The sequence below is a fragment of the Amycolatopsis sp. cmx-8-4 genome, from assembly GCF_046548675.1.
Taxonomy (GTDB): Bacteria; Actinomycetota; Actinomycetes; order Mycobacteriales; family Pseudonocardiaceae; genus Amycolatopsis.
Genome location: NZ_JAEBDZ010000025.1, coordinates 40523 through 60793, shown reverse-complemented (window position 1 = coordinate 60793; position 20271 = coordinate 40523). Strand labels below are relative to the sequence as shown.

20 protein-coding genes are annotated in these 20271 nt (G+C 72.6%); 12 read left to right on the top strand and 8 right to left on the bottom strand.

The features are described 5' to 3' along the window. Positions 1-65: 65 nt before the first annotated feature. On the top strand, positions 66-1091 hold the full coding sequence (locus ACLJQZ_RS37510) for an ABC transporter substrate-binding protein (protein WP_410625102.1): 1026 nt from the start codon (positions 66-68) through the stop codon (positions 1089-1091). An 11-nt stretch (positions 1092-1102) separates the two neighbouring features. Continuing rightward, a complete protein-coding gene (locus ACLJQZ_RS37505) occupies positions 1103-1312 on the top strand; it encodes an MbtH family protein (RefSeq protein WP_410625100.1) in 210 nt (69 codons plus the stop codon). Between the two features lie 186 nt (positions 1313-1498). Here the strand turns inward: ACLJQZ_RS37505 and ACLJQZ_RS37500 are convergent, their stop codons facing one another. The 3 genes from ACLJQZ_RS37500 to ACLJQZ_RS37490 all read right to left on the bottom strand — a co-directional run bounded on the left by ACLJQZ_RS37500 (position 1499) and on the right by ACLJQZ_RS37490 (position 5848). Beyond that, complete coding sequence (locus ACLJQZ_RS37500; RefSeq protein ID WP_410625098.1) at positions 1499-3250, bottom strand: ABC transporter ATP-binding protein; 1752 nt, start codon at positions 3248-3250, stop codon at positions 1499-1501. Beyond that, the gene (locus tag ACLJQZ_RS37495) at positions 3247-4917 is read right to left on the bottom strand and encodes an ABC transporter ATP-binding protein (RefSeq protein WP_326949808.1); all 1671 of its coding nucleotides are present in this window, start codon (positions 4915-4917) and stop codon (positions 3247-3249) included. Before ACLJQZ_RS37495 ends, ACLJQZ_RS37500 begins: the two co-directional genes overlap by 4 nt. Before the next feature lie 85 nt (positions 4918-5002). Beyond that, on the bottom strand, positions 5003-5848 hold the full coding sequence (locus tag ACLJQZ_RS37490; RefSeq protein WP_410625096.1) for a hypothetical protein: 846 nt from the start codon (positions 5846-5848) through the stop codon (positions 5003-5005). A 119-nt stretch (positions 5849-5967) separates the two neighbouring features. On the opposite strand from ACLJQZ_RS37490, the gene ACLJQZ_RS37485 reads away from it, so the two are divergent. From ACLJQZ_RS37485 to ACLJQZ_RS37455, 7 genes are all read left to right on the top strand, one after another. Then, positions 5968-6480, top strand: coding sequence for a DinB family protein (locus tag ACLJQZ_RS37485; RefSeq protein ID WP_247052012.1), 513 nt, complete (start codon positions 5968-5970; stop codon positions 6478-6480). 122 nt (positions 6481-6602) lie between these two features. After that, positions 6603-7313: an MBL fold metallo-hydrolase gene (locus ACLJQZ_RS37480; protein ID WP_410625094.1), complete on the top strand. Its 711-nt coding sequence runs from the start codon at positions 6603-6605 to the stop codon at positions 7311-7313. A gap of 97 nt (positions 7314-7410) precedes the next feature. Then, on the top strand, positions 7411-7491 hold the full coding sequence (locus ACLJQZ_RS37475; RefSeq protein ID WP_410625167.1) for a putative leader peptide: 81 nt from the start codon (positions 7411-7413) through the stop codon (positions 7489-7491). Positions 7492-7535: 44 nt separating this feature from the next. Next, positions 7536-8360, top strand: a complete 825-nt coding sequence (locus ACLJQZ_RS37470; RefSeq protein WP_247052010.1) for an ABC transporter permease — start codon at positions 7536-7538, stop codon at positions 8358-8360. After that, positions 8345-9064: an ABC transporter ATP-binding protein gene (locus tag ACLJQZ_RS37465; protein WP_410625092.1), complete on the top strand. Its 720-nt coding sequence runs from the start codon at positions 8345-8347 to the stop codon at positions 9062-9064. The genes ACLJQZ_RS37470 and ACLJQZ_RS37465 overlap by 16 nt, the downstream gene beginning before the upstream one ends. Further along, positions 9051-10067 (top strand): ABC transporter substrate-binding protein, encoded by a 1017-nt coding sequence (locus ACLJQZ_RS37460; protein ID WP_410625090.1) that lies wholly within the window; start codon positions 9051-9053, stop codon positions 10065-10067. The genes ACLJQZ_RS37465 and ACLJQZ_RS37460 overlap by 14 nt, the downstream gene beginning before the upstream one ends. Further along, positions 10064-11215: an LLM class flavin-dependent oxidoreductase gene (locus tag ACLJQZ_RS37455; RefSeq protein WP_410625089.1), complete on the top strand. Its 1152-nt coding sequence runs from the start codon at positions 10064-10066 to the stop codon at positions 11213-11215. The genes ACLJQZ_RS37460 and ACLJQZ_RS37455 overlap by 4 nt, the downstream gene beginning before the upstream one ends. Here ACLJQZ_RS37455 and ACLJQZ_RS37450 read toward each other — a convergent pair. The 5 genes from ACLJQZ_RS37450 to ACLJQZ_RS37430 all read right to left on the bottom strand — a co-directional run bounded on the left by ACLJQZ_RS37450 (position 11212) and on the right by ACLJQZ_RS37430 (position 16055). Continuing rightward, positions 11212-11808, bottom strand: coding sequence for a class F sortase (locus ACLJQZ_RS37450; RefSeq protein WP_410625087.1), 597 nt, complete (start codon positions 11806-11808; stop codon positions 11212-11214). The genes ACLJQZ_RS37455 and ACLJQZ_RS37450 overlap by 4 nt on opposite strands. Further along, on the bottom strand, positions 11798-12661 hold the full coding sequence (locus ACLJQZ_RS37445) for a DUF4397 domain-containing protein (RefSeq protein ID WP_410625085.1): 864 nt from the start codon (positions 12659-12661) through the stop codon (positions 11798-11800). The genes ACLJQZ_RS37450 and ACLJQZ_RS37445 overlap by 11 nt, the downstream gene beginning before the upstream one ends. 22 nt (positions 12662-12683) lie before the next feature. Further along, the gene (locus ACLJQZ_RS37440; protein WP_410625083.1) at positions 12684-14507 is read right to left on the bottom strand and encodes a glycosyl transferase; all 1824 of its coding nucleotides are present in this window, start codon (positions 14505-14507) and stop codon (positions 12684-12686) included. 106 nt (positions 14508-14613) lie between these two features. After that, entirely contained in the window at positions 14614-15399 is a 786-nt protein-coding gene (locus ACLJQZ_RS37435; RefSeq protein WP_410625081.1) for an IclR family transcriptional regulator, read from the bottom strand. Between the two features lie 59 nt (positions 15400-15458). Continuing rightward, on the bottom strand, positions 15459-16055 hold the full coding sequence (locus ACLJQZ_RS37430) for a TetR/AcrR family transcriptional regulator (protein ID WP_410625080.1): 597 nt from the start codon (positions 16053-16055) through the stop codon (positions 15459-15461). Between the two features lie 86 nt (positions 16056-16141). Here ACLJQZ_RS37430 and ACLJQZ_RS37425 point away from each other — a divergent pair, with 86 nt between their 5' ends. From ACLJQZ_RS37425 to ACLJQZ_RS37415, 3 genes are all read left to right on the top strand, one after another. Beyond that, positions 16142-17059, top strand: coding sequence for an oxygenase MpaB family protein (locus ACLJQZ_RS37425; RefSeq protein ID WP_410625078.1), 918 nt, complete (start codon positions 16142-16144; stop codon positions 17057-17059). Positions 17060-17068: 9 nt separating this feature from the next. Beyond that, entirely contained in the window at positions 17069-18094 is a 1026-nt protein-coding gene (locus ACLJQZ_RS37420; RefSeq protein WP_247052000.1) for an LLM class F420-dependent oxidoreductase, read from the top strand. A gap of 153 nt (positions 18095-18247) precedes the next feature. After that, entirely contained in the window at positions 18248-20248 is a 2001-nt protein-coding gene (locus tag ACLJQZ_RS37415; protein ID WP_410625076.1) for a neutral/alkaline ceramidase, read from the top strand. Positions 20249-20271 lie beyond the last annotated feature (23 nt).

The following is a 20271-nucleotide window of genomic DNA, read 5'->3' as shown; positions in this document are numbered from 1 at the left end:
GGTTGCTTTTGACAGGGTCACCTAAATAAGGTGTGCCTATCCTAAAGTTTTGGCGAGAGGTTCTCATGTCCGTGTTTCAAGGCGGTGCCGGTCTCACCCGGCGTGGATTCCTGATCGGGACCGGCGGTCTCGCCGCGGCCGCGGCGCTCACCGCCTGCGGCAGCAGTGACGACAAGCCGGCGGCCGCCGCCTCCGGGCCGTGGGAGTTCACCGACGACCGCAACCAGAAGGCGGCGCGCGACCAGCGCCCGTCCCGCGTCGTGGCCTACGCCAGCTCGGCCGCCGCGCTCTGGGACTACGGCGTCCGCCCGATCGGCGTCTTCGGCCCGCAGAAGACGGCCGACGGCGCCAAGGAGATCCAGGCCGGCAACATCGACCTGAACGCCGTCACCTCGATCGGCAACGCGTGGGACGACTTCAGCATGGAGAAGTTCGCCGCGCTGAAGCCGGACCTGGTCGTCACCGGCCTCACCGGCACCAAGCCGACCGACCTGTGGGTGCTGAAGGACGACCTCGGCCCCAAGGTCCAGGCGATCGCGCCGATCGTCGCGCTGTCGGAGTACAAGGTCACGCTGCCGAAGGTGATCGAGCGCTACGAGCAGCTCGCCGTCGCGCTGGGCGGCGACGCGAACTCCGACGTCATCAAGAAGGGCAAGGACGACTTCCAGAAGGCGTCCGACGACCTGAAGGCCGCGATCAAGTCGAAGCCCGGCCTGAAGGTGCTCGTGGTGTCCAGCGACAAGGACAACCTCTACGTCTGCAAGCCGGAGTTCTTCGCCGACCTCGCGTACTACCGCGACCTGGGCCTGGACATCATCAACGGCGCCGGCGCGGACGACTACTTCGAGACGCTCAGCTGGGAGCAGGCCGGCAAGTACCCGGCCGACCTGATCCTCAGCGACAGCCGCACCTTCGCGTTGTCGCGCCAGCAGCTGGCGGCCATCCCGACGTGGGCGCAGCTGCCCGCGGTCAAGGCGAGCCAGCTCGCCGACTGGTCGACCGAGCCGCGGTTCAACCCGGTGCTCGCGGCCCCGGTCATCCAGAAGCTGGCCGAAGTCGTGAAGGGCGCCCGCACCGATATCACCGCCTGAGGAGGCGCACCGTGACCAACCCGTTCGAAGACCCCGAAGGCACGTACCTGGTCCTGGTCAACGCCGAGAACCAGCACAGCCTGTGGCCCGAGTCCGTCGACGTCCCGGCCGGCTGGAGCGTCACCTTCGGCCCGGCCGCCCGCCAAGCGTGCCTGGACCACGTGGAAGCGAACTGGACGGACATGCGCCCCAAGTCCCTGGCCGACGCCATGGACGCCTGACCCTCCCCACAACGACACGCCGGGAGCCGCCATGGCTCCCGGCGTGTTGGCCGTTGCGGGCACCGTGTTGGCCACTCCGGTTGCCGTGTTGGCCGTTCGAGAGCGGGGCCGAAGCCCGCGAACGGCCAACACAGTGACCGGAGTGGCCAACACGACGACCGGAACGGCCGACACGGTAGGTCCGGGTCAGGCGCGCTGGCCAGACCAGGCCGCCCAAAGCTTGGCGTACTGGCCGTCCGCGGCCACCAGTTCGTCGTGCGTGCCCGACTCGACGACCGCGCCCGCGTCCATGACCACGATGCGGTCGGACGCCGCCGCCTGGGTGAGGCGGTGGGCGACCACCAGCGCCGTGCGGCCTTCGAGGGCCGCCGCGGCCGCCGACTCCAGGACGCGGGAGCCCGCGCTGCCCGCCTCCGCCGTGGCCTCGTCGAGGATCGCGATCGGCGGGTCGGTCAGCACCAGCCGGACCAGGGCCAGCTGCTGTGCTTGCGTCACCGTCAGCTGGTGGCCGCCTTCGCCGACGACGGTCGCGAGGCCCTCCGGCAGCGCCTCCGCCCAGGTCAGCGCCCCGACCTTCGCGAGTGCCGTCCGCAGGTCGTCGTCGGACGCCGACGGCCGCGCCAGGCGCAGGTCCTCGGCCAGCGGGCCGGCGAAGACGTGGACCTCCTGGCTGATCAGCGCGACGGTCCGGCGGGTCGCCTCCGGCCCGAGCTCGTCCAGGGGGACGCCGCCGAGCGTGACCGAGCCCGAGCCCGGCCGGTGGATCCCGGCGATCAGCTTGGCCAGCGTCGTCTTCCCGGCGCCGCTCGCGCCGACCAGCGCCACCCGCTCGCCGGGGGCGACGCCGAGGTCGATCTCACGCAGGACCGGGTGACCGTCCACATAGGAGTAACCCGCGCCCGCGGTCTTCACCGACGCGTCGAGCGGCCGCCCCGGCTGCGCGGGCTGGGCTTCGGCCGGAAGGTCGGCGACGCCGATCAGGCGCGCGAGGCTGGCCGCGGCCGCCTGCGCGTCGTCGACCAGCGCCAGCGCCGTCGTGATCGGGCCGAACAGGCTGTGGAAGTACAGGGCCGCCGCCGTCGCCACGCCGACCGTGACCGCGTCCGCGCCGACCAGCAGGAAGCCCATCGCCAGGATCGCCGACAGGCCGACGAACTCGGCGAGGTTGAGCCGTGCGTAGAACCGCGTCACCAGGCGGATCCCGCGCAGCGCCAGCTCGACGGCGCTGTCGGAACGCTTGCGCACCCGCTCGATGTGCGCGTCGCCCATGCTGAACGCGCGGACGGTCTTCGCGCCGCCGATGGTGTCCAGCAGCTGCTGCTGTTGCGCGCCGACGGCCTCGCGTTGGCTGGCGTACAACGGCTTCGCGCGCGGGACGTACCAGCGCACCGTCCACAGCTGGATCGGCACGGCGATCAGCGCGGCCAGGAAGAACCGCCAGTCGAGCACGGCCAGCGCGCCGAGGGTGAGCACCACCGTCAGCACCGAACGGCCCAGCTCGGGCAGCGCCTCCCGGACGCCCTCCGCGACCACGGAGACGTCGTTCGTCACGCGCGCGGTGAGATCGCCGGAGCCGGCGCGTTCCAGCTGTTCGAGCGGCAGGCCGAGGGCCCGCTCGACGAAGCGTTCCCGCAGCTCGGCCAGGATCGTCTCGCCGAGACGCGACACCATCGACACACCGAGCGCGGTCGCGACCGCCTGCGCCAGCGCGACGAGCACCAGTGCGACCACCGGCGTGACGAGCTCGGTCGCCGGCTGCTTCGACGCGACCAGGTCGACGACCCGGCCGAGCAGGGGAGCGGTGAGCAGGCCGATCGCGGTGGCCGCGACCAGCATGGTGAACGCGGCCGCGGCGCGGCCCTTGGCACGGCCGATCAGCTCGCCGACGACGGCGCGGATGCGCCGGCCGTCGGCCACGGGGAGGAGTTCTCGGGTCATGACAGCACCGCCGCCCGGTAGTCGGCCCGGCCGGCCAGCTCGGCATGACTGCCCTGGCAGGCGATGCGCCCGTCGTCGAGCAGCACGACCCGGTCGGTCGCGGCGAGCAGGGCCGGGCTGGTGGTCACGAGGATGGTCGTGCGGCCGCGTCGCAGCTGCGCCAGGCCCGCGGCGATGCGGGCCTCGGTGACGGTGTCGACGGCGGTCGTCGGGTCGTGCAGCACGAGCACCGGCGCGTCGACGGCCAGCGCCCGCGCGAGGGCGACGCGCTGGCGTTGCCCGCCGGAAAGCGATCTCCCGCGTTCGCTGACGGCGGTCGCGACGCCGTCGGGCAGCGCGCTGGCCACCTCGTCGACGGCGGCCGCGGTCATCGCTTCGGCGACGCGGGGGCCGGGCTCGACGTTCTCGGCCACGGTGCCCGCGAACAGGTCCGCGTCGTGCGCGGCGACCAGCACGACCTCCCGGATCCGCCGCGGGTCCACAGTGGACAGGTCGACGGAGTCGACCGACACCGACCCGGTGGCGGGGTCCGCGGCGCGGCCGAGGCAGTCGAGCAGGTCGGTGGCGGCGGCCGGGTCGGTGGCGACCACGCCGAGCAGTTCCCCCGGCCGGGCTTCGAAATCGACGTCGCGCAGCGCGCCGCGGCTCAGCGCGGACAGCCGCACGTGCCCGGCCGCCGGCTCCGGCAGCGTCGCGGTGCCTTCGCCGACCGCGGGCGGCGCGTTGAGGACGTCGGCGATCCGCCCGGCCGACGCCCGGCCCTGGGCGAGCTCGCCGTTGACCCACGCGAAGATCGAGAACGGCGTGATCAGGTACTGGGCGAGCCCGACCGCGGCGACCAGGTCGCCGATGGTGATGTCGCCCGCCGCGGCGAGGTTGCCGCCGACGAGCGCGACCAGCGCGATGAAGATGCCGGTGAGCGCGAGCAGCGCGCCGTTGTGCCAGGCCTGGGCGCGGGCCGCGCGAAGCGTCGCCTTCAGCGAGTCCTGGCTGGTCCGGCGGTAGCGGTCGACGGCCGCGCGCTCGGCGCCGACGCCCTTGAGCACGCGCAGGCCGGCGACAAGGTCCGTCGCGATCCCGGAGGCGAAGGCGGAGCGTTCCTGCTCGGCCTCGCTGCGGCGTTCGAGGGGCTTTCCGATGAGGTGCGCGAGGTACAGCATCGGCGGCGTGCCGAGCAGCACCAGCAGCCCGAGCGGGATCGACATGGTGAGCAGCACGACGGCGCTGACCAGCAGCCCGGCCAGCCCGGCGACGCCGAACGGGAGCACGCCGTTGAGCTGGCCGACGCGCTTCGCGTCCGACGTCCCGATGCTCACCAGTTCGCCCGCGAGGTTGCCGGCTTCGGCGCCGCCGCCGGGGTGCAGCACGCGGCGGCCGAGGTCGAGGCGCAGGTCGTGGGCGGCGCGTTCCGCGGCGCGCTCGCCGGAGCGGGCGCCGAGCCGGTAGCTGGTCGACAGGCCGGCGAAGAGCACGCCCAGCACCGCCAGCCACAGCAGCAGGGTCCAGACCGAGCCGCCCGCCACGGCCTGGTCGATCACGACGCCGATCACCACCGGGACCAGCGCCTCACCGCCCTGGTGGCACGCGGTCAGCGCCGACGCGAGCGCCACCGACCTGCGTTGCCCGGCGATCGAACGGCGGAGGACTTCCCGTCCGGTCGTGCTCACCCGCGCCTCCCTGTCCTGTCGTGGGATAGGTAAGGCTAGTCTAAGTAAAGAAGTTACGGGGAAGCGGTCGCGTTCGTCTCAGTTCTCAGTTCGCGGCCGCGACGGGGTCCGTCGCCGGTTCCCCGAACCGGGCCAGCGCGAGCGCGGCGGCGACGGCCAGGACGAACCCGGCGAGCGCGACCACCACGAACCCGGGCCGGGTCCGGTCGCCGAGCACCAGCACGCCGATCAGCGACGGGAACACCGTCTCGCCCAGCACCATCATCGCGGTCGACGTCGTGACGCTGCCGCGCTGCAAGGCCGTCGCGTAGAACAGCATCGCCATCCCGCCCGCGACCGCGACCGTGTAGGTCGCCGGGTCCTTGAGCAGGTCGAGCGGCGCGAGGCTGGGGATGATCCGCCCGGCGATCGCGACGACGCCGAAGCACAGCCCGGCGACCAGCCCGAGCGCCGGCGTCCGCACCCGGCGGTTCGCCTTCCCGGCGACGATCCCGGCGCCGGCCAGCACGACGACGGCGCCGATCAGCACCAGCCGGAACCCGAGCCCGACCGGATCCGAGCCCTCGCTCTCGGCGGCCGCGCCGAGCAGACCCAGGCCGGCGCACACGACGACGATCGCGCCCCACTCCCGTTTGCCCAGCCGGACGCCGAGGAACCGCGCGGCGACGGCGGTCACGGCGAGGCTGGCCGCGAGCGCGGCCTGCACGACGAACAGCGGCAGGACGTGCAGGGCGACGATCTGCGCGACGAACCCCAGGACGTCCAGCAAGAGGCCGAGCACGAACTTCCACTGGCCGAGCACGCGGACGAGCAGTTTCGGGTCGAGGCCGTCGGCCCCGGTGTCGGTCGCGCGCGCGGCGACCGACTGCATCACCGAAGCGACGCCGTACGCGCACGCCGCGCCCAAGGCGCACAGGAGTCCCCACCACATGTCGCCCACCCTATGACCGCCGCGGGCGGGAGCGCTGTGCGTGCGGTGCGTCGGGGCTCATGATCACGAGTCTGGCACGGCCCCCGGAAATTGTCGGACCCTCGCGCTAGGTTGCGTTCATGTCGAACACGAGTTCGAAGACCCGCCGGTCCTGGCCCGCTCGCCTGGCTTGGGAGGAGCTGCGCCTGCAGCTGGACTTCCTGCAGTTCCTCCGCGCCACGGCGGTGAACAAGGTCGCCGGGCTGAGCCGCGCGACCGCCGCCGCGACGCCGCTGCCCACGTCACCGCGGCTGAGCGTGCTGGGCGTGGTGAAGCACCTGACCGCGGTCGAACGCTGGTGGCTGGCCATCGAGGCGGGCGGCGCGGACCTGCCGTCGTTGTGGGCGGGCTCCCCGGACCCGAGCTGGGACCTGACCGAGGACGACACGCCGGCGTCGGTGGTCGCGGCGTACAAGGCGGAGTGGGCACGGGTGGAGAAGGCGTTGAGCGGCCTCGGCCCGGACGACCGCACCCGGCGGCGGTCGGAGTTCACGGTGCGGTGGGTGGTGGCGCACGTGGTCCAGGAGACGGCGCGGCACGTGGGGCACCTGGATGTCTTGCGGGAGCTGGCCGACGGGGAGGTGGGCGAGTGAGATGTTCGGTACGGGTGCTCGGCCTGTCAGGTCGATCGGGCCGACCTGGTTGATCGCCGGAGCGGTTCGGCTCGCTTGATCGGCTTGGGAAGGGCCGCGGACCGACCCCGTAGGGTGGGCCCATGACGGATCGGCTCTACTTCCGGCAGCTGCTGGCCGGCCGCGACTTCGCGGTCGGGGACCCGGTGGCCACGCAGATGGTGAACTTCGCCTACCTGATCGGCGACCGCGAGACCGGTGACGCGGTGATCGTCGACCCGGCCTACGCCGTGCGGGATCTGCTGGACGTGCTCGCCGCCGACGGGATGCGGCTCACCGGCGTGCTCGCGACGCACCACCATCCGGACCACGTCGGTGGCGAGATGATGGGCTTCTCGCTGCCCGGGATCGCCGAGCTGCTCGCCGTCGAGCAGGTGCCGATCCACGTCAACGGCGCCGAGACCGAGTGGGTGCGGCGGGTTACCGGCGTGTCGGCGACCGACCTGCGCGCGCACGACCACAACGACGTCCTCGAGGTCGGCTCCATCCCGATCCGGCTGCTGCACACCCCTGGGCACACGCCGGGCAGCCAGTGCTTCCTCGTCGAGGACAAGCTCGTCTCCGGGGACACGCTGTTCCTCGAAGGCTGCGGCCGCACCGACTTCCCGGGCGGGGACGCCGAGGAGATCTACCGCAGCCTGCAGGCCCTCGCCGGGCTGGCCGGCGATCCCGTCGTCTACCCCGGGCACCAGTACTCGGCCGAAGCGTCGGCCGCGCTGTCGGAGGTGAAGCGCACCAACTTCGTCTACCGGCCGCGCTCGCTCGACGAGTGGAAGGTCATGTTCGGCGGCTGACGTCGTCGTTCCACGCACTGGAACGCCCGGATTTCACTCACTGAGACCGGGCGTCCACGGATTGACTTCACCCGTTCGTGGCTCGAAGCTCGGGACCATGCAACAGGACGCGCTTCTCGTGCGCCGCCGGCACGTCGATCTCCGGCGGCAGGCGAGCGCGGTGTGTCCGTTCGCCTGAGCCCCGCGCGAAAGCCCGAATACCGAAGTTCCCGGGAGAAATCCGTGTCGATTTCCACCACGGGCGTGCTGGCGCGCGCCGAACCGGCCGCCGAAGGGCCGCCTCGCAAGACGCCCACCCGGCGCCGCCCCGACCTGCGGCGCTGGATCAGCCCGGTGGTGCTGGTCGCCGTGTGGCAGATCGCCAGCGGCACCGGCCTGCTGCCACCCGACAAGCTCAGTTCACCGTGGACGGTCCTGCAGGCCGGCGTGGAAGTGGCGCGCAGCGGCGAACTCGGCGACGCGTTCGTCGTGTCGCTCGGCCGCGTCGGGGCCGGGTTCGCGATCGGCGCGATCGTCGGGGTCGTCCTCGGCATCGTCTCCGGGCTGTCGCGCTGGGGCGAAGCGCTCGTCGACCCGCCGGTGCAGATGCTGCGCACGCTGCCGTTCCTCGGTCTCATCCCGCTGTTCATCCTGTGGTTCGGGATCGGCGAGGAGACGAAGATCGTGCTGGTCGCGCTCGGCGTGGCCTTCCCGCTGTACCTGAACGTCCACTCGGGAATCCGCGGCGCCGACCCGAACCTCGTCGAAGCCTCGCGGGCGCTCGGGTTCAGCCGCGCGGAACGGCTCTGGCACGTCGTGCTGCCCGGAGCGCTGCCGCAGGCGCTCGTCGGGCTGCGGCAGTCGCTCGGCCTGGCGTGGCTCGCGCTGATCGTCGGCGAGACGGTCAACGCCGACGCCGGCGTCGGCTACCTCATCAACAACGCGCGGGAGTTCCTGCGCACCGACGTCGTGGTCGTCGGCCTGATCCTCTACGCCCTGCTCGGCCTGGTCACCGACGCGCTGGTCCGGCTGCTGGAACGGAAGGTGCTGCGGTGGCGAACCCGGTAGCGGACGTCGCGAACCTGACCAAGCGGTTCGGCGACCGGACCGTCCTCAGTGGACTCGACCTGACCATCGGCCGCGGCGAGTTCGTCGCGTTGCTGGGCCGCAGCGGCTCCGGCAAGTCGACGCTCCTGCGGGTGCTGGCCGGCCTCGACGGCGCCGTCGAAGGGCAGGCCGACGTCCACGGGACCGTCTCGGTCGCCTTCCAGCAGCCGCGGCTGCTGCCGTGGCGGAAGGTCTGGCACAACGTCGTCCTCGGCCTGCGCCAGGACGGCGTCTCGAAGTCCCGCAACCGGGCGCTGGCCGACAAGGCACTGGCCGAGGTCCACCTCGCCGAGCACGCCGACGACTGGCCGCTGACGCTCTCCGGTGGTGAGGCCCAGCGCGTGTCGCTGGCCCGCGCCCTGGTGCGCGAGCCGGACCTGCTACTGCTCGACGAGCCGTTCGGCGCCCTCGACGCGCTCACCCGGATCGCCATGCACCGGCTGGTCGAGGACCTCTGGCGCCGGCACCGGCCGGGTGTCCTGCTGGTGACCCACGACGTCGACGAGGCGCTGCTGCTCGCCGACCGCGTCCTCGTCCTCGACGGTGGCCGCATCATCGCCGAACACCGGCCGGGCGGCTCCCGGCCACGCAACCCCGCCGACCACATCGACGTCCGCCGCCGCGTGCTGGCGGACCTGGGAGTGACCGAAGATGCGCCTGTATAAGGGAATTGCCGTCATCGCGGCGGTGCTGGTCCTGGCCGGGTGCGGCTCGGCCACCGGGGCGAACCCCGGGCCGGCCGCGGTGCCGCAGGCGGTGAGCGCGGCCGACCTGGCGAAGGTGACGCTCAAGGTGGGCGACCAGAAGGGCGGCGTGAAGTCGCTGCTCACCGCGGCGAAGGGGCTCGACAACCTGCCGTACAAGATCGAGTGGTCGACGTTCACCTCCGGGCCGCCGCTGCTCGAGGCGGCGTCGGCGGGCGCGATCGACATCGGCCGCGTCGGCAACACACCGCCGATCTTCGCCGCCGCCGCGAAGGCGAAGATCGCCGTCGTGAGCGTCTCGAAGAGCAACGTCGAACGCGAGGCGATCCTGGTCCCGGACGACTCGCCGCTGAAGGACGTCGCGTCCCTGAAGGGCAAGACGGTCGGGGTGGCGAAGGGCTCTTCCGCTCACGGTCAGCTGCTGAACACCCTGCACAACGCGGGGTTGTCGACCAAGGACGTCAAGGTGACGTTCCTGCAGCCGGCCGAGGCCTACGCCGCGTTCACCCAGCACACGATCGACGCGTGGGCGATCTGGGACCCCTACACCGCGCAGGCCCAGATCGAGGCCAAGGCGCGGGTGCTCGCCGACGGCCGCGGCGCGTCCAACGGCCTGAGCTTCCAGACCGCGAGCACCGCGGCGCTGGCCGATCCCGGCAAGAACTCGGCCATCCGGGACTTCGTGGTCCGCGTGGTCAAGGCGCAGAAGTGGGCCGACGCGCACCGTCCGGAGTGGGCGGCGGCGTGGGCGAAGGAGACCGGGCTGAAGCTCGAGGTGGCCCAGAAGGCCGTCGACGCGGGCCGGGACCTGCCGACCCCGCTGGACGACTCGATCGTGAAATCGGAGCAACAGCTCGCGGACGCCTTCACCGACGACAAGACTCTGCCGGGGAAGGTGGACTTCGCCGCGTACGCCGACCGGCGGTTCGGCCCCGACCTCGAAACGGCTAGGAGCAACGGATGAGCATCAAGCTGCACTGGTTCCTGCCCACCAGCGGCGACGGCCGCACGATCGTGGAACGCTTCCACGCCAACCGGTCCGCCGGTCCGGCGGCGCAGCGCGACCCCGATCTCGACTACCTCGCCCAGGTGGCCCGCGCGGCCGAGCGGCAGGGTTTCGAGGGTGTGCTGACGCCGACCGGCACGTGGTGCGAGGACGCCTGGCTGACCACGGCCGCGTTGATCCGCGAGACGACCAAGCTGAAGTTCCTCGTCGCCTTCCGGCCCGGCGTCATCTCGCCGACGCTGGCCGCGCAGATGGCGGGGACGTTCCAGCGGCTGTCGGAAGGCCGGGTGCTGCTGAACATCGTCACCGGCGGCGACGCGGTCGAGCAGCGCCGGTTCGGTGACTGGCACGACCACGACGCCCGGTACGCGCGCACCGACGAGTTCCTGACCATCGTCCGCGGCGTGTGGTCGGGGAAGCCGTTCACCTTCGAAGGCGAGCACCTGAAGGTCGAAGGCGCGACGACGCTGGCCGCGCCGGACCCGGCGCCGCCGATCTACTTCGGCGGCTCGTCCCCGGCCGCGCTGCCGGTCGCCGCGAAGCACGCCGACGTCTACCTGACCTGGGGCGAGCCGCCCGCGCAGGTGGCGGAGAAGATCGCCAAGGTGCGCGCGCTGGCGGGTGACCGGGACATCCGGTTCGGCGTCCGGCTGCACACGATCTCGCGCGACACGTCGGCCGAAGCGTGGGCGGAGGCGCAGAAGCTGCTGGACGCGCTGAGCCCGGAGCAGGTCGCGAAGGCGCAGGCGCAGCTGGCCGCGAGCGAGTCCGTCGGGCAGCAGCGGATGGTCGCGCTGCACGGCGGCCGCACCGACGGCGGCGTCCGCGGCCTGGAGATCCACCCGAACCTGTGGGCCGGTGTCGGCCTGGTCCGCGGCGGCGCGGGCACCGCGCTGGTGGGCAGCCACAACGAGGTCGCCGACCTGATCGAGGAGTACCACTCGGTCGGCGTCAGCGAGTTCGTGCTGTCGGGCTACCCGCACCTGGAGGAGGCGTACTGGTTCGGCGACGGCGTCCGGCCGGAGCTGGCCCGGCGCGGCCTGCTGGCCGGCGTCCCGGCGCTGCACCGCCCATCCCACCCCGAGCGCAACGTCGCCGCGCTCTAGCTCCAGCTGGTCGAGGCGTAGACGACGATGTTGTCGCGGTAGGAGCGTTTGGCCGCGTCGAAGCTGCCGCCGCAGGTGATGAGCCGCAGCGCGCTGCCCGGCGCGGGCCCGTAGACCGCGTCGGTGGGGAAGGCGTTCTTCGGGTAGCGCTGGACGCGGTCCACGACGAACCGCGTCTCCTGGCCGTCGGAGCGGGTGACGAACACTTCGTCGCCGCCCTTGAGGTCGCGCAGCCGGAAGAACGGTGCCGGGCCGGCTCGCGAGTCGACGTGCGCGGCGATCACCGCGGGGCCGGGGTCGCCCGGCACCGGGCCGGCGGCGTACCAGCCGACGTCCTCGAACTTCGCGGGCGCCTCGAGCTGGTGGTCGGGGCCGAGCCCGAGCGGGACGAGCGCGGGCGCGTCGACGGCGATCGCCGGGATCCGCAGGTGCACCGGGCGGATTTCGGGGGCCGTCGGCAGCGGCTGCGGCCCGGCCGCGGCCGCCGGGGTGGAGTACGACGTCACCGTCGGCGGCGGGGTGGCCGGGGCCGCCGTGGAGCAGCCCGCGACCACCAGCGCCGCGACGAGCAGCGCGCCGAGCTCAGCGCGCACGAGCCGCCCGGCGCCGCCGCAGCACCGGCCACGCCGCGAGCGCGGCCAGGAGCGCGACCACCGACGCCGCCGGCCAGAACGGCGAGCCGGTGGACATCGGTGCAGTGCCGCCACCGCCGGTCTCGACGCCGAACTTCGGCGGGTCGGGCAGCGACGCGCCGTCGGAGATCGGGTTCGCCTTGAGCGCCCCGGCGTCCTCGGTGACCAGCAGCGTCGTGGACGTCCCGGCCTTGACGTCGACGTCGGCGGTCGACTTCACCGAGCCGCCGCTCAGCTGCAGCGGCCAGCGCCCCTGCGGGACGTCGACGTAGTTGGACGTCATGCCGTACGCCGCGTCCTTGGCGATCGCCATGCCCTGCGGGCCGTCGACGGTGACCGGCGCGATGGCCGCCGACCCCTCGACGACGCGGACCCGGCCCTGGCCCGGCCCGGGCGGGGTCAGGTCGTCGGTGACGAGCTGGCCGTGCAGCGTGCCGTCCGGGCCGTTCGCGAAGACCAGCAGGGAGTAGGCGTTGCGCTCGGCGACGTCGATGGTGGCCGACAGCGCGGGCGGGGTGGTCGAGGCGGCGTCGGCCGCGCGCATCGAGAGGGTGTACTTGCCGGGGGCGAGCGAGGAGTACGGGGTGACCGCGCCGTAGCCGGCCTTGCGGATGACGACCTTCTCGGCCTGCCCGAACGGCGCGAAGTAGATGTCCACGGGCGGCACCTTCGGGGACAGGTGCCCGACCCGGATCCAGCCGACGCCCGGACCGGGCGTGGTGGCGGCGGCCGACGCGGGCAGGGGCGTCAGCGCGCCGATCAGCAGGGCCGCGGCGATCAGCCCGGCGGGTCTGAGCAGGAGCCTGGTGCGCATGACTGGACCTTTCGAAGGGGATTCAGGGAGAGGAGAACGGGACGAGCAGTCCCGAGGGCGCGAACAGCGGATAGGTGACGAGCACGCCGTCGCGGGTCCGGGCGACGGACGAGGGGCGGAACAGGTCGCGCTGGCCGGCGTAGAAAGCGGCCACGCCGTCCTCGCCGCCGGCGAACTGCACGCGGCGGCGGGGCTGTCCGGCGGATTCTTCGCCGGGGACTTCGGGGAACGCCGTGATCCGCACCGGCTGCAGGGCGGCCAGCGCGGCGATCGTGGCGATGAGCCGGGGGTCGACGCGGCCCGCGCGCAGCACGGCGGCGGCGTCCGGGCTGACGGCGAGCCGGGTGGACGCGGCCAGCGCGGCCCCGGCGTGGGCCCGGGCCGAGTCCTCCGACGACGCGCCGGGGTCGGCCGGGGGCAGGTCGAGGCGCGACACCGTGACCCGCTGGTCGCCGGAGCCGAACACGGCCACCGTCCCGGCGTCGGTCAGTGCGCCGTCGAGAGCGGGGTAGCGCTGCCGGAGCTCGGCGGCGTCCCCGGCGAAGACCGCCCACTCGGCGGTCGGGCAGACGGCCGCGCACGCGGCGGGTGCCGCCATCATCCCGGTGGGCCAGCCCGCGTTCGCGAGCTCGGCCCAGGCCGCGTCGTCGACGAGCAGCCGGGCGCCGGAAGCGTTGTCCCGCAACCATCCCCGCGCGTCGGTCAGCGGTCCGCTGCGGTCGGGGGCGGGCTTCAGCTCGGTGAACCCGTACGCCCAGCCGACGCCCACGACCAGGACGAAGGCGGTGGCGGCCACCACGAGCCCGGTCCGGCTGCCGCCCGACGCGTGGTGCGCGGCCCGGCGCTGCCGGGTGACGGCCTGGGCGATCCCGGCCACCAGCAGCGGGGTCACCGGCAGCAGCAGCGCGAGCACCGCCGTGTCGGGCACGCCCGGGACGAGCAGCATCGCGACGAGCAGCAGGCCGGACACGGCGAACGGCCGCAGCGCGGCGACCGCCAGCGCGGCGACGAGCGCGAAGGCCGACAGCACCGCCCACGCCGGGTCCAGGGCGACCCAGTCGGCGACGGACGGGCGGCTCGCGGCGGCGAGGTGGGGCCGCAGCACGGCGGCGGCCGGGCCGAACGCGACACCCAGCCCGAGGTTGAGCAGCACGCCCACCAGCGCCGCCCGGACCGGCGACCGGCGGATGAGCAGCCAGCCGGCGGCGGGCAGCAGGAACAGGGCCAGCGGGGAGGTGAGCACGGCCGCGAGCAGGCACACCGCGGCCAGGACGTCGTGGCGGAGTTTGGCCTCGGGGGTGGTGATCAGCACCAGCGCGCCCAGCGCCCACACCGCCGCCAGGTGCTCGACGACGACCAGCCGCTGCAGGCCCAGGGCCAGCGGCGACACGGCGACCAGCAGCACCGCGGCCGTGGCCGCCCAGCGCGTCAGGCCGAGGCGGCGCGCCAGGAACCAGAGCAGGACCGTGCCGATGACGGCCGCCACGAGCATCGTCTCGCGGACCGCCGCCAGTGCCGTGGCCGAGCGGCCGAACGCGTCGGAGACCATCGTGTAGGCGGACAGCTGCAGCCAGCCGAACCGGCTGAGCCCGGCGCCGCCCGCGTCGGTGAACGGCGTGAGGTGGCCGAGCGCGTACGCGTGGGCGACGGTCGCGGCCTCGGACGGCAGGGCCGGTGCGGTGGCGGCCAGGTAGAGCACGCGGAGGCCGCCGGCCAGGGCCAGCAGCGCCAGCACGATGTCGAGGGACAGCAGGCGGTGCGCGGCCGAGGCACGCGTGCCGGGCTGCTCGGAAAGGGTCGCGGGGGAGCGGCCCGAGAACGTCGTCCCCCAGCTGTGCTGGGCCATTGGACGGATCGTAGTCGCCGCGGATGGCCCGTACAGCTCGGGGAGGTCACGTCATCCGGACGGCCTAGAGATCTTCGCGGAGATCAAAAAGCCTTGTCCTGCAAGATTATTTCCGACTGTCCGCTGTGGCGGCCGACAGTGTCCGGGTCAACGCCAGTGCGACCGTGCGGACGGCGGGAGCAACCCGTTCGGTCCGCATCCGGTTGGCCCAGCCCGAAATCGACACGGCTGCCACCGCGACGCCGCGCGCGTCGAGCAGCGGGCTGGCCGCGCACACCACGCCGACGCCCGATTCCTCACGCTCCAACGCGATCCCGTCTTCGCGGATCCGGGTGAGCTGACGGCGCAGCAGCCCGGGCGCGGTGATCGTCTTCGGGCTCAGGCGGGGCAATCCGGCGTCGATGACCTTGTTCACGACGGATTCCGCGGAAAACGCCAGGATCGCCTTGCCGACGCCGGTGGCGTGCGCGGGGAACCGGCCGCCGATGCGCGACGGCAGCGTCGGCGCGTCCGGCCCGCGCAGGACGTCGAGGTAGACGACTTCGGTGCCCTCCAGGATCGCGAGGTGGACGGTGTTGCGCGTCGCCTCCCGGAGGTCGGCGAGGTACGGCCGGGCCGCTTCGACAAGTCCTCTCCGGGGCGAGGCCAGTTGGCCGATTTCGAACAGCCGCAGCCCGAGCCGCACGGCGCCGTCCTCGCGCGTCAGCAGGCCGGTCTCGGCGAGGTGACCGACGAGGCGGTGGACGGTCGTCTTCGCCAGCCCGGTCCGCCGGGCCAGCTCGGACACGCCGAGTGACTCGTCGCCCGGCCGGAAAGCTTCGAGGAGCGCGGCGAGCCGGGCGGCGACGAGACCGTCGCCGCTCGCGCCGTCGTTCCGCCCAGCGGTACGCATGGGTTGAGTGTGCCCGATCTTCGCGGGACTGTCAGCGGGCGGAGGTGAGGCCGGTGGCGTCAGCGGGCCAGGTCGTCGGCGCCGAGCACGAGTTTCACGCAGTGCGCGACGAGCCGCTCGCGCGAGACCTTCAGCGAGCCGTCGAGGTAGGCGATGAAGACGTTGCTCAGCGCGCCCACCAGCCCGACGGCCACCAGCTGCCGTTCGGTCTCGTCGCCGCGGGAGAGCTGCTCGCCGACGACGGCGGCGAACACCGGCAGCAGGTGCAGGCCGCGCCGGGTGAGCGCGGGGTCGGTCAGCGGGGCGAGCAGCAGGACCCGGCCCTTGCGGGGGTCGTCGACGATCAGCTCGACGAACGCGCGCACGGCGTTCTCGGCGCGCGAGGTGGGGCTCGGCGCGTCCCGCACCGCGTCGACCAGGGCCTGGCGCGCCTGCTCGCCGACGTGCTCGTAGACCGCCGCGACGAGCTCCTCGCGGTCGGCGAAGCTCTCGTAGAAGTAACGCTCGGTGAGCTTCGCGTGCCGGCAGACCGCGCGCACGCTGGTGGCGGCCGAGCCCTTGGTGCCCAGCAGCGCGAGGCCCGCGGCGACGAGCTGCTCGCGCCGGAGCGCCTTCCGGTCGTCCAGCGTCGTGCCCGCCCAGGTCCGGCCCGGCATATCCGCTCCTCGATTGACTACGTGTGTTGTCAGATTCTAGCCTGACAACACACGTAGTCAGTTTGAGACTCGACGAGGAGCCGCCGATGAACCCCGAACCACTGGGTCCGGATTCGCTGACCTGGAGGTACTTCGGCGACTGGCGTGGCCTGCTGATCGCGCTCTGGGCCGGGTCGATGCAGAACATGCACCCGGGCCTCGGCGCCGGGGTCGAGCAGCACTCGCGGTTCTTCGAGGAGCGCTGGCAGCGCCTCTTCCGCTCGCTCTACCCGATCGGCGGGGTCGTCTACGACGGCCCGCGTGCGCACCAGACCGCCCTGGAGGTCCGTGGTTACCACGACCGGATCAAGGGGATCGACGCACTGGGCCGTCGTTATCACGCGCTCGACCCCGACACCTACTACTGGGCGCACTCGACGTTCTTCGTCAGCACGATCCTCATCGCCGACCACTTCATGGGCGGCATCGGCGAGGCGGAGAAGCGGCGGCTGTTCGACGAGCACGTCACCTGGTGGCGGATGTACGACATGAGCATGCGGCCGGTGCCGGAGAGCTGGGCGGACTTCCAGCGCTACTGGAAACACATGTGCGCCGACGTCCTGGAGGACAACAAGGCCACCCGGGACGTCCTCGACCTCGCCGGGATCGCGAAGCCGCCGTTCCTGCCCTGGCTGCCGGACGCGCTCTGGCGGCCGGTGAGCGTGCTGGTCGCGCGCACCTTCGTCTGGCTGACGACCGGGCTGTACGACCGTGAGATCCGCGACCGGCTCGGCCTGCGCTGGTCCGAGCGCGACGCGCGCCGCCACCGGCGGGTCGGGAAGCTGATCAACGCCGTGTTCAAGCTCGTGCCGCACGACCGCCGTTACCACCCGCGGGCCCGGGCCGGCTGGCGCCGCGTCCGCGGCGAGGTGGCTCCGGACGCCGCCGTGGTCGAGACTCCACCCAGGAACCTGCCGCCGCTGTCCGAGCGCGGCAAACCCGAGCATTACGCGCCGAACATCTAGGAGGTCTTCGTGAAGCTGGGATTCCACGTCGGGTACTGGGGCAGCGGGCCCACCCCGGGTGCGCTGGAGGCGGTCCTCAAGGCCGAGGAGCTCGGCTTCGACTCGGTGTGGACGGCGGAGGCCTACGGCTCGGACGCGTTCACGCCGCTGGCCTGGTGGGGCTCGTCGACCAGCCGGATCCGGCTCGGCACCAACATCGTGCAGATGGCCGCGCGCACCCCGACGGCGACGGCGATGAGCGCGCTGACCCTGGACCACCTGTCCGGCGGCCGGTTCGTGCTCGGGCTCGGCGCGTCCGGCCCGCAGGTCGTCGAGGGCTGGTACGGCCAGCCGTACCCGAAACCCCTGGCGCGCACGCGCGAGTACATCGACATCGTGCGGCAGGTGCTGGCCCGCGAGGCACCGGTGACCCTGGACGGACAGCACTTCCAGCTCCCCTTGAAGGGCGGCGCCGGGCTGGGCAAGGCGCTCAAGCCGACCGTGCACCCGCTGCGGGCCGACGTTCCCATCCACCTCGCCGCGGAGGGCCCGAAGAACGTCGCCCTCTCCGCCGAGATCTGCGACGGCTGGCTCCCGCTGTTCTTTTCGCCCAAGAGCAACGACTTCTACAAGGCCGCGCTCGAAGAGGGCTTCGCGCGGCCGGGCGCCCGGCACACCCTGGAGACGTTCGAGGTGCCCGCGTCGGTCCCGGTGATCGTCCACGACGACGTCGAGGAGGCGGCGAGCTGGATCAAGCCGTCGCTGGCGCTCTACATCGGCGGCATGGGCGCGAAGAGCGTGAACTTCCACCACGACGTCTTCGCGCGGCTGGGCTACGAGGACGTCGCGGACAAGGTCCAGGAGCTGTACCTGGCCGGGCGCAAGGAGGAGGCTGTCGCGGCGATCCCGACGTCCCTGGTGGAGGACACGTCGCTGATCGGGCCGGCGGCGAAGATCCGCGAAGAGCTGAAGGCGTGGGAAGACACCGTCGTCACGCAGCTGCTGCTGCGCGGCGACGCGGCGACCCTCGAGAAGATCGCCGACGCGCTGGGCTGAAAAGCCGTGAAGGCCTCCTTCCCGGCTCTTACGGCCGGGAAGGAGGCCTTCACGGCTTTCCGTGGCGGCACTTCTGCCGGGTTGCCGTGGTGGCGGGGGTCACGTACGGTCCCGAACTAACGCGAATCACGTTCACGTTAGTCGGGAGATCGTATGCGGGTGAGTCGTCGTCACGTCCTGGCCGGAGCCGCCGCGCTGCCCTTCGCCGCCGCCGTGGCCAGACCGGCCGCGGCCGCCGAGGCCACGCTCAGGGTCGGCGTCGGGCTCGGCGACGTCACCGGGCCTGCCGCCGAGAACGGCATGATGGGCTACTCCCTGCCGCAGCAGCAGACGGCCGGTATCCACCTGCGGACCCGGGCGCGCGCGTACGTCGTCGACGACGGTAAGAACCGGATCGTCTTCGTCACCGCCGAGCTGGGCGCGTTGTTCCAGTCGGTCCACCAGGGTGTCCTGCGTGAGCTGGCGCGGAAGTACGGGAACACCTACACCGAGCAGAACGTGCTGCTCAACGCCACCCACACGCACTCGGCGTGCGGCGGCGACTCGCACTACGCGGCCTACGACCTGTCGATCCTCGGGTTCCAGCAGCAGACCTACGACGCCGTCGTCGCCGGGATCGTCGAGGCCATCGGCCACGCGCATGACACCCTCGCGCCCGGCGAGCTCACCCTCGGCCGGACCGAGCTGACCGAGGCGAGTGCCAACCGATCGAGGGTCGCCTTCGAGCTCAACCCCGACAAGGACCACTTCCCGCTCTCGATCGACCCGGCCGTCACCGTGCTGCGGTTCCGCCAGGGCGGCCGGGACGTCGGCGCGATCACCTGGTTCGCCACGCACGGCACGTCGATGAGCAACGGCAACCACCTGATCAGCAGCGACAACAAGGGCTACGCCGCCTATACGTGGGAGCACGACCACGCCGGCGTCCGCTACCTCGACGGTCCGCCCGGGTTCGTCGCCGCGTTCGCCCAGACCAACTCCGGCGACATGACGCCGAACCTGAACCTTCAGCCGGGCACGCCCGAGACGGAGTTCCTGAACACCCAGCGCATCGGCGAACTCCAGTTCCAGGCGGCGAAACGCGCGTTCGACGCGGCGAGCGAGTCCGTGACCGGCGGCGTCGACCACCGCATGACCTACGTGGACATGTCCGCCGTCGACGTCGACCCGGAGTTCACCCCGGACGGTCGTCCGCACCGGACGTGCACCGCGGCCATCGGCGTCTCGATGCTGGCCGGCAGCACCGAAGACGGTCCGGGACTGCCGCTGCCCGAGGGCGTGAAGAACCCGTTTATCGACTGGCTCGGGGGCATCGACGCGCCGATCCCTCAGGCCCTCGCCGACGCGCAGGCGCCGAAGGTCGTCGCCGTGCCGTTCGGCGCGATGAAGCCCTACCCGTGGGCGCCCGAGGTGCTGCCGCTGCAGATCGTCCGGATCGGGCAGCTGCACCTGGTCGCCGGTCCCGCCGAGTACACGATCGTCGCCGGGCTGCGGATCCGGCAGACGGTCGCCGCCGAGCTGGGCGTCCCGCTGGAGAACGTCCTGATGCAGGGCTACTCCAACGCCTACAGCCAGTACGTGACGACGCCGGAGGAGTACGACTCGCAGCAGTACGAGGGCGCGTCGACGCTCTTCGGCCGCTACACGCTGCCCGCGTACCAGCAGGAGTTCGGGAAGCTCGCCGCGGCGATGAAGGCGGGCGCCGCGGTCCCGCACGGGCCGGTGCCGCGCGACCTGCGCGGCAAGCTGATCAACTTCCAGCCCGGCGTGGTCTTCGACAGCGCGCCGCTGCTGAAGAGCTTCGGCGACGTCGTCACCGACGCCAAGAGCAGCTACCGGCGCGGCGAGCAGGTGTCGGTCGCGTTCGTGACCGGACACCCGAAGAACGACCTGCGCCGCGACGGCACGTTCCTGGAGATCCAGCAGTACGTCGACGGCCGCTGGGTCCGTTACGCCGACGACGGTGACTGGGCGACGAAGTTCCGCTGGACCCGGACGTTCGTGTCCGAGTCGCGCGCCGAGGTCACCTGGGACATTCCGGCGAACACGCCGGTCGGGAAGTTCCGCGTCGTCCACTACGGAGCCTGGAAGCACGGCCTGACCGGCGCCATCGCCCAGCTCAGCGGGACCTCCCGCGCCTTCGTCGTCTCCTGAACCCGCCATCCCGAAAGGACCGC

Bases quoted from the DNA above. Each gene is read 5' to 3' on its own strand.
- ACLJQZ_RS37415 (WP_410625076.1), top strand. From the start codon at position 18,248: ATGCGGGTGAGTCGTCGTCACGTCCTGGCCGGAGCCGCCGCGCTGCCC.
- ACLJQZ_RS37510 (WP_410625102.1), top strand. From the start codon at position 66: ATGTCCGTGTTTCAAGGCGGTGCCGGTCTCACCCGGCGTGGATTCCTG.
- ACLJQZ_RS37435 (WP_410625081.1), bottom strand. From the start codon at position 15,399: ATGCGTACCGCTGGGCGGAACGACGGCGCGAGCGGCGACGGTCTCGTC.
- ACLJQZ_RS37485 (WP_247052012.1), top strand. From the start codon at position 5,968: ATGTCGAACACGAGTTCGAAGACCCGCCGGTCCTGGCCCGCTCGCCTG.
- ACLJQZ_RS37475 (WP_410625167.1), top strand. From the start codon at position 7,411: ATGCAACAGGACGCGCTTCTCGTGCGCCGCCGGCACGTCGATCTCCGG.
- ACLJQZ_RS37490 (WP_410625096.1), bottom strand. From the start codon at position 5,848: ATGTGGTGGGGACTCCTGTGCGCCTTGGGCGCGGCGTGCGCGTACGGC.
- ACLJQZ_RS37460 (WP_410625090.1), top strand. From the start codon at position 9,051: ATGCGCCTGTATAAGGGAATTGCCGTCATCGCGGCGGTGCTGGTCCTG.
- ACLJQZ_RS37500 (WP_410625098.1), bottom strand. From the start codon at position 3,250: ATGACCCGAGAACTCCTCCCCGTGGCCGACGGCCGGCGCATCCGCGCC.
- ACLJQZ_RS37445 (WP_410625085.1), bottom strand. From the start codon at position 12,661: ATGCGCACCAGGCTCCTGCTCAGACCCGCCGGGCTGATCGCCGCGGCC.
- ACLJQZ_RS37455 (WP_410625089.1), top strand. From the start codon at position 10,064: ATGAGCATCAAGCTGCACTGGTTCCTGCCCACCAGCGGCGACGGCCGC.
- ACLJQZ_RS37430 (WP_410625080.1), bottom strand. From the start codon at position 16,055: ATGCCGGGCCGGACCTGGGCGGGCACGACGCTGGACGACCGGAAGGCG.
- ACLJQZ_RS37425 (WP_410625078.1), top strand. From the start codon at position 16,142: ATGAACCCCGAACCACTGGGTCCGGATTCGCTGACCTGGAGGTACTTC.
- ACLJQZ_RS37440 (WP_410625083.1), bottom strand. From the start codon at position 14,507: ATGGCCCAGCACAGCTGGGGGACGACGTTCTCGGGCCGCTCCCCCGCG.
- ACLJQZ_RS37480 (WP_410625094.1), top strand. From the start codon at position 6,603: ATGACGGATCGGCTCTACTTCCGGCAGCTGCTGGCCGGCCGCGACTTC.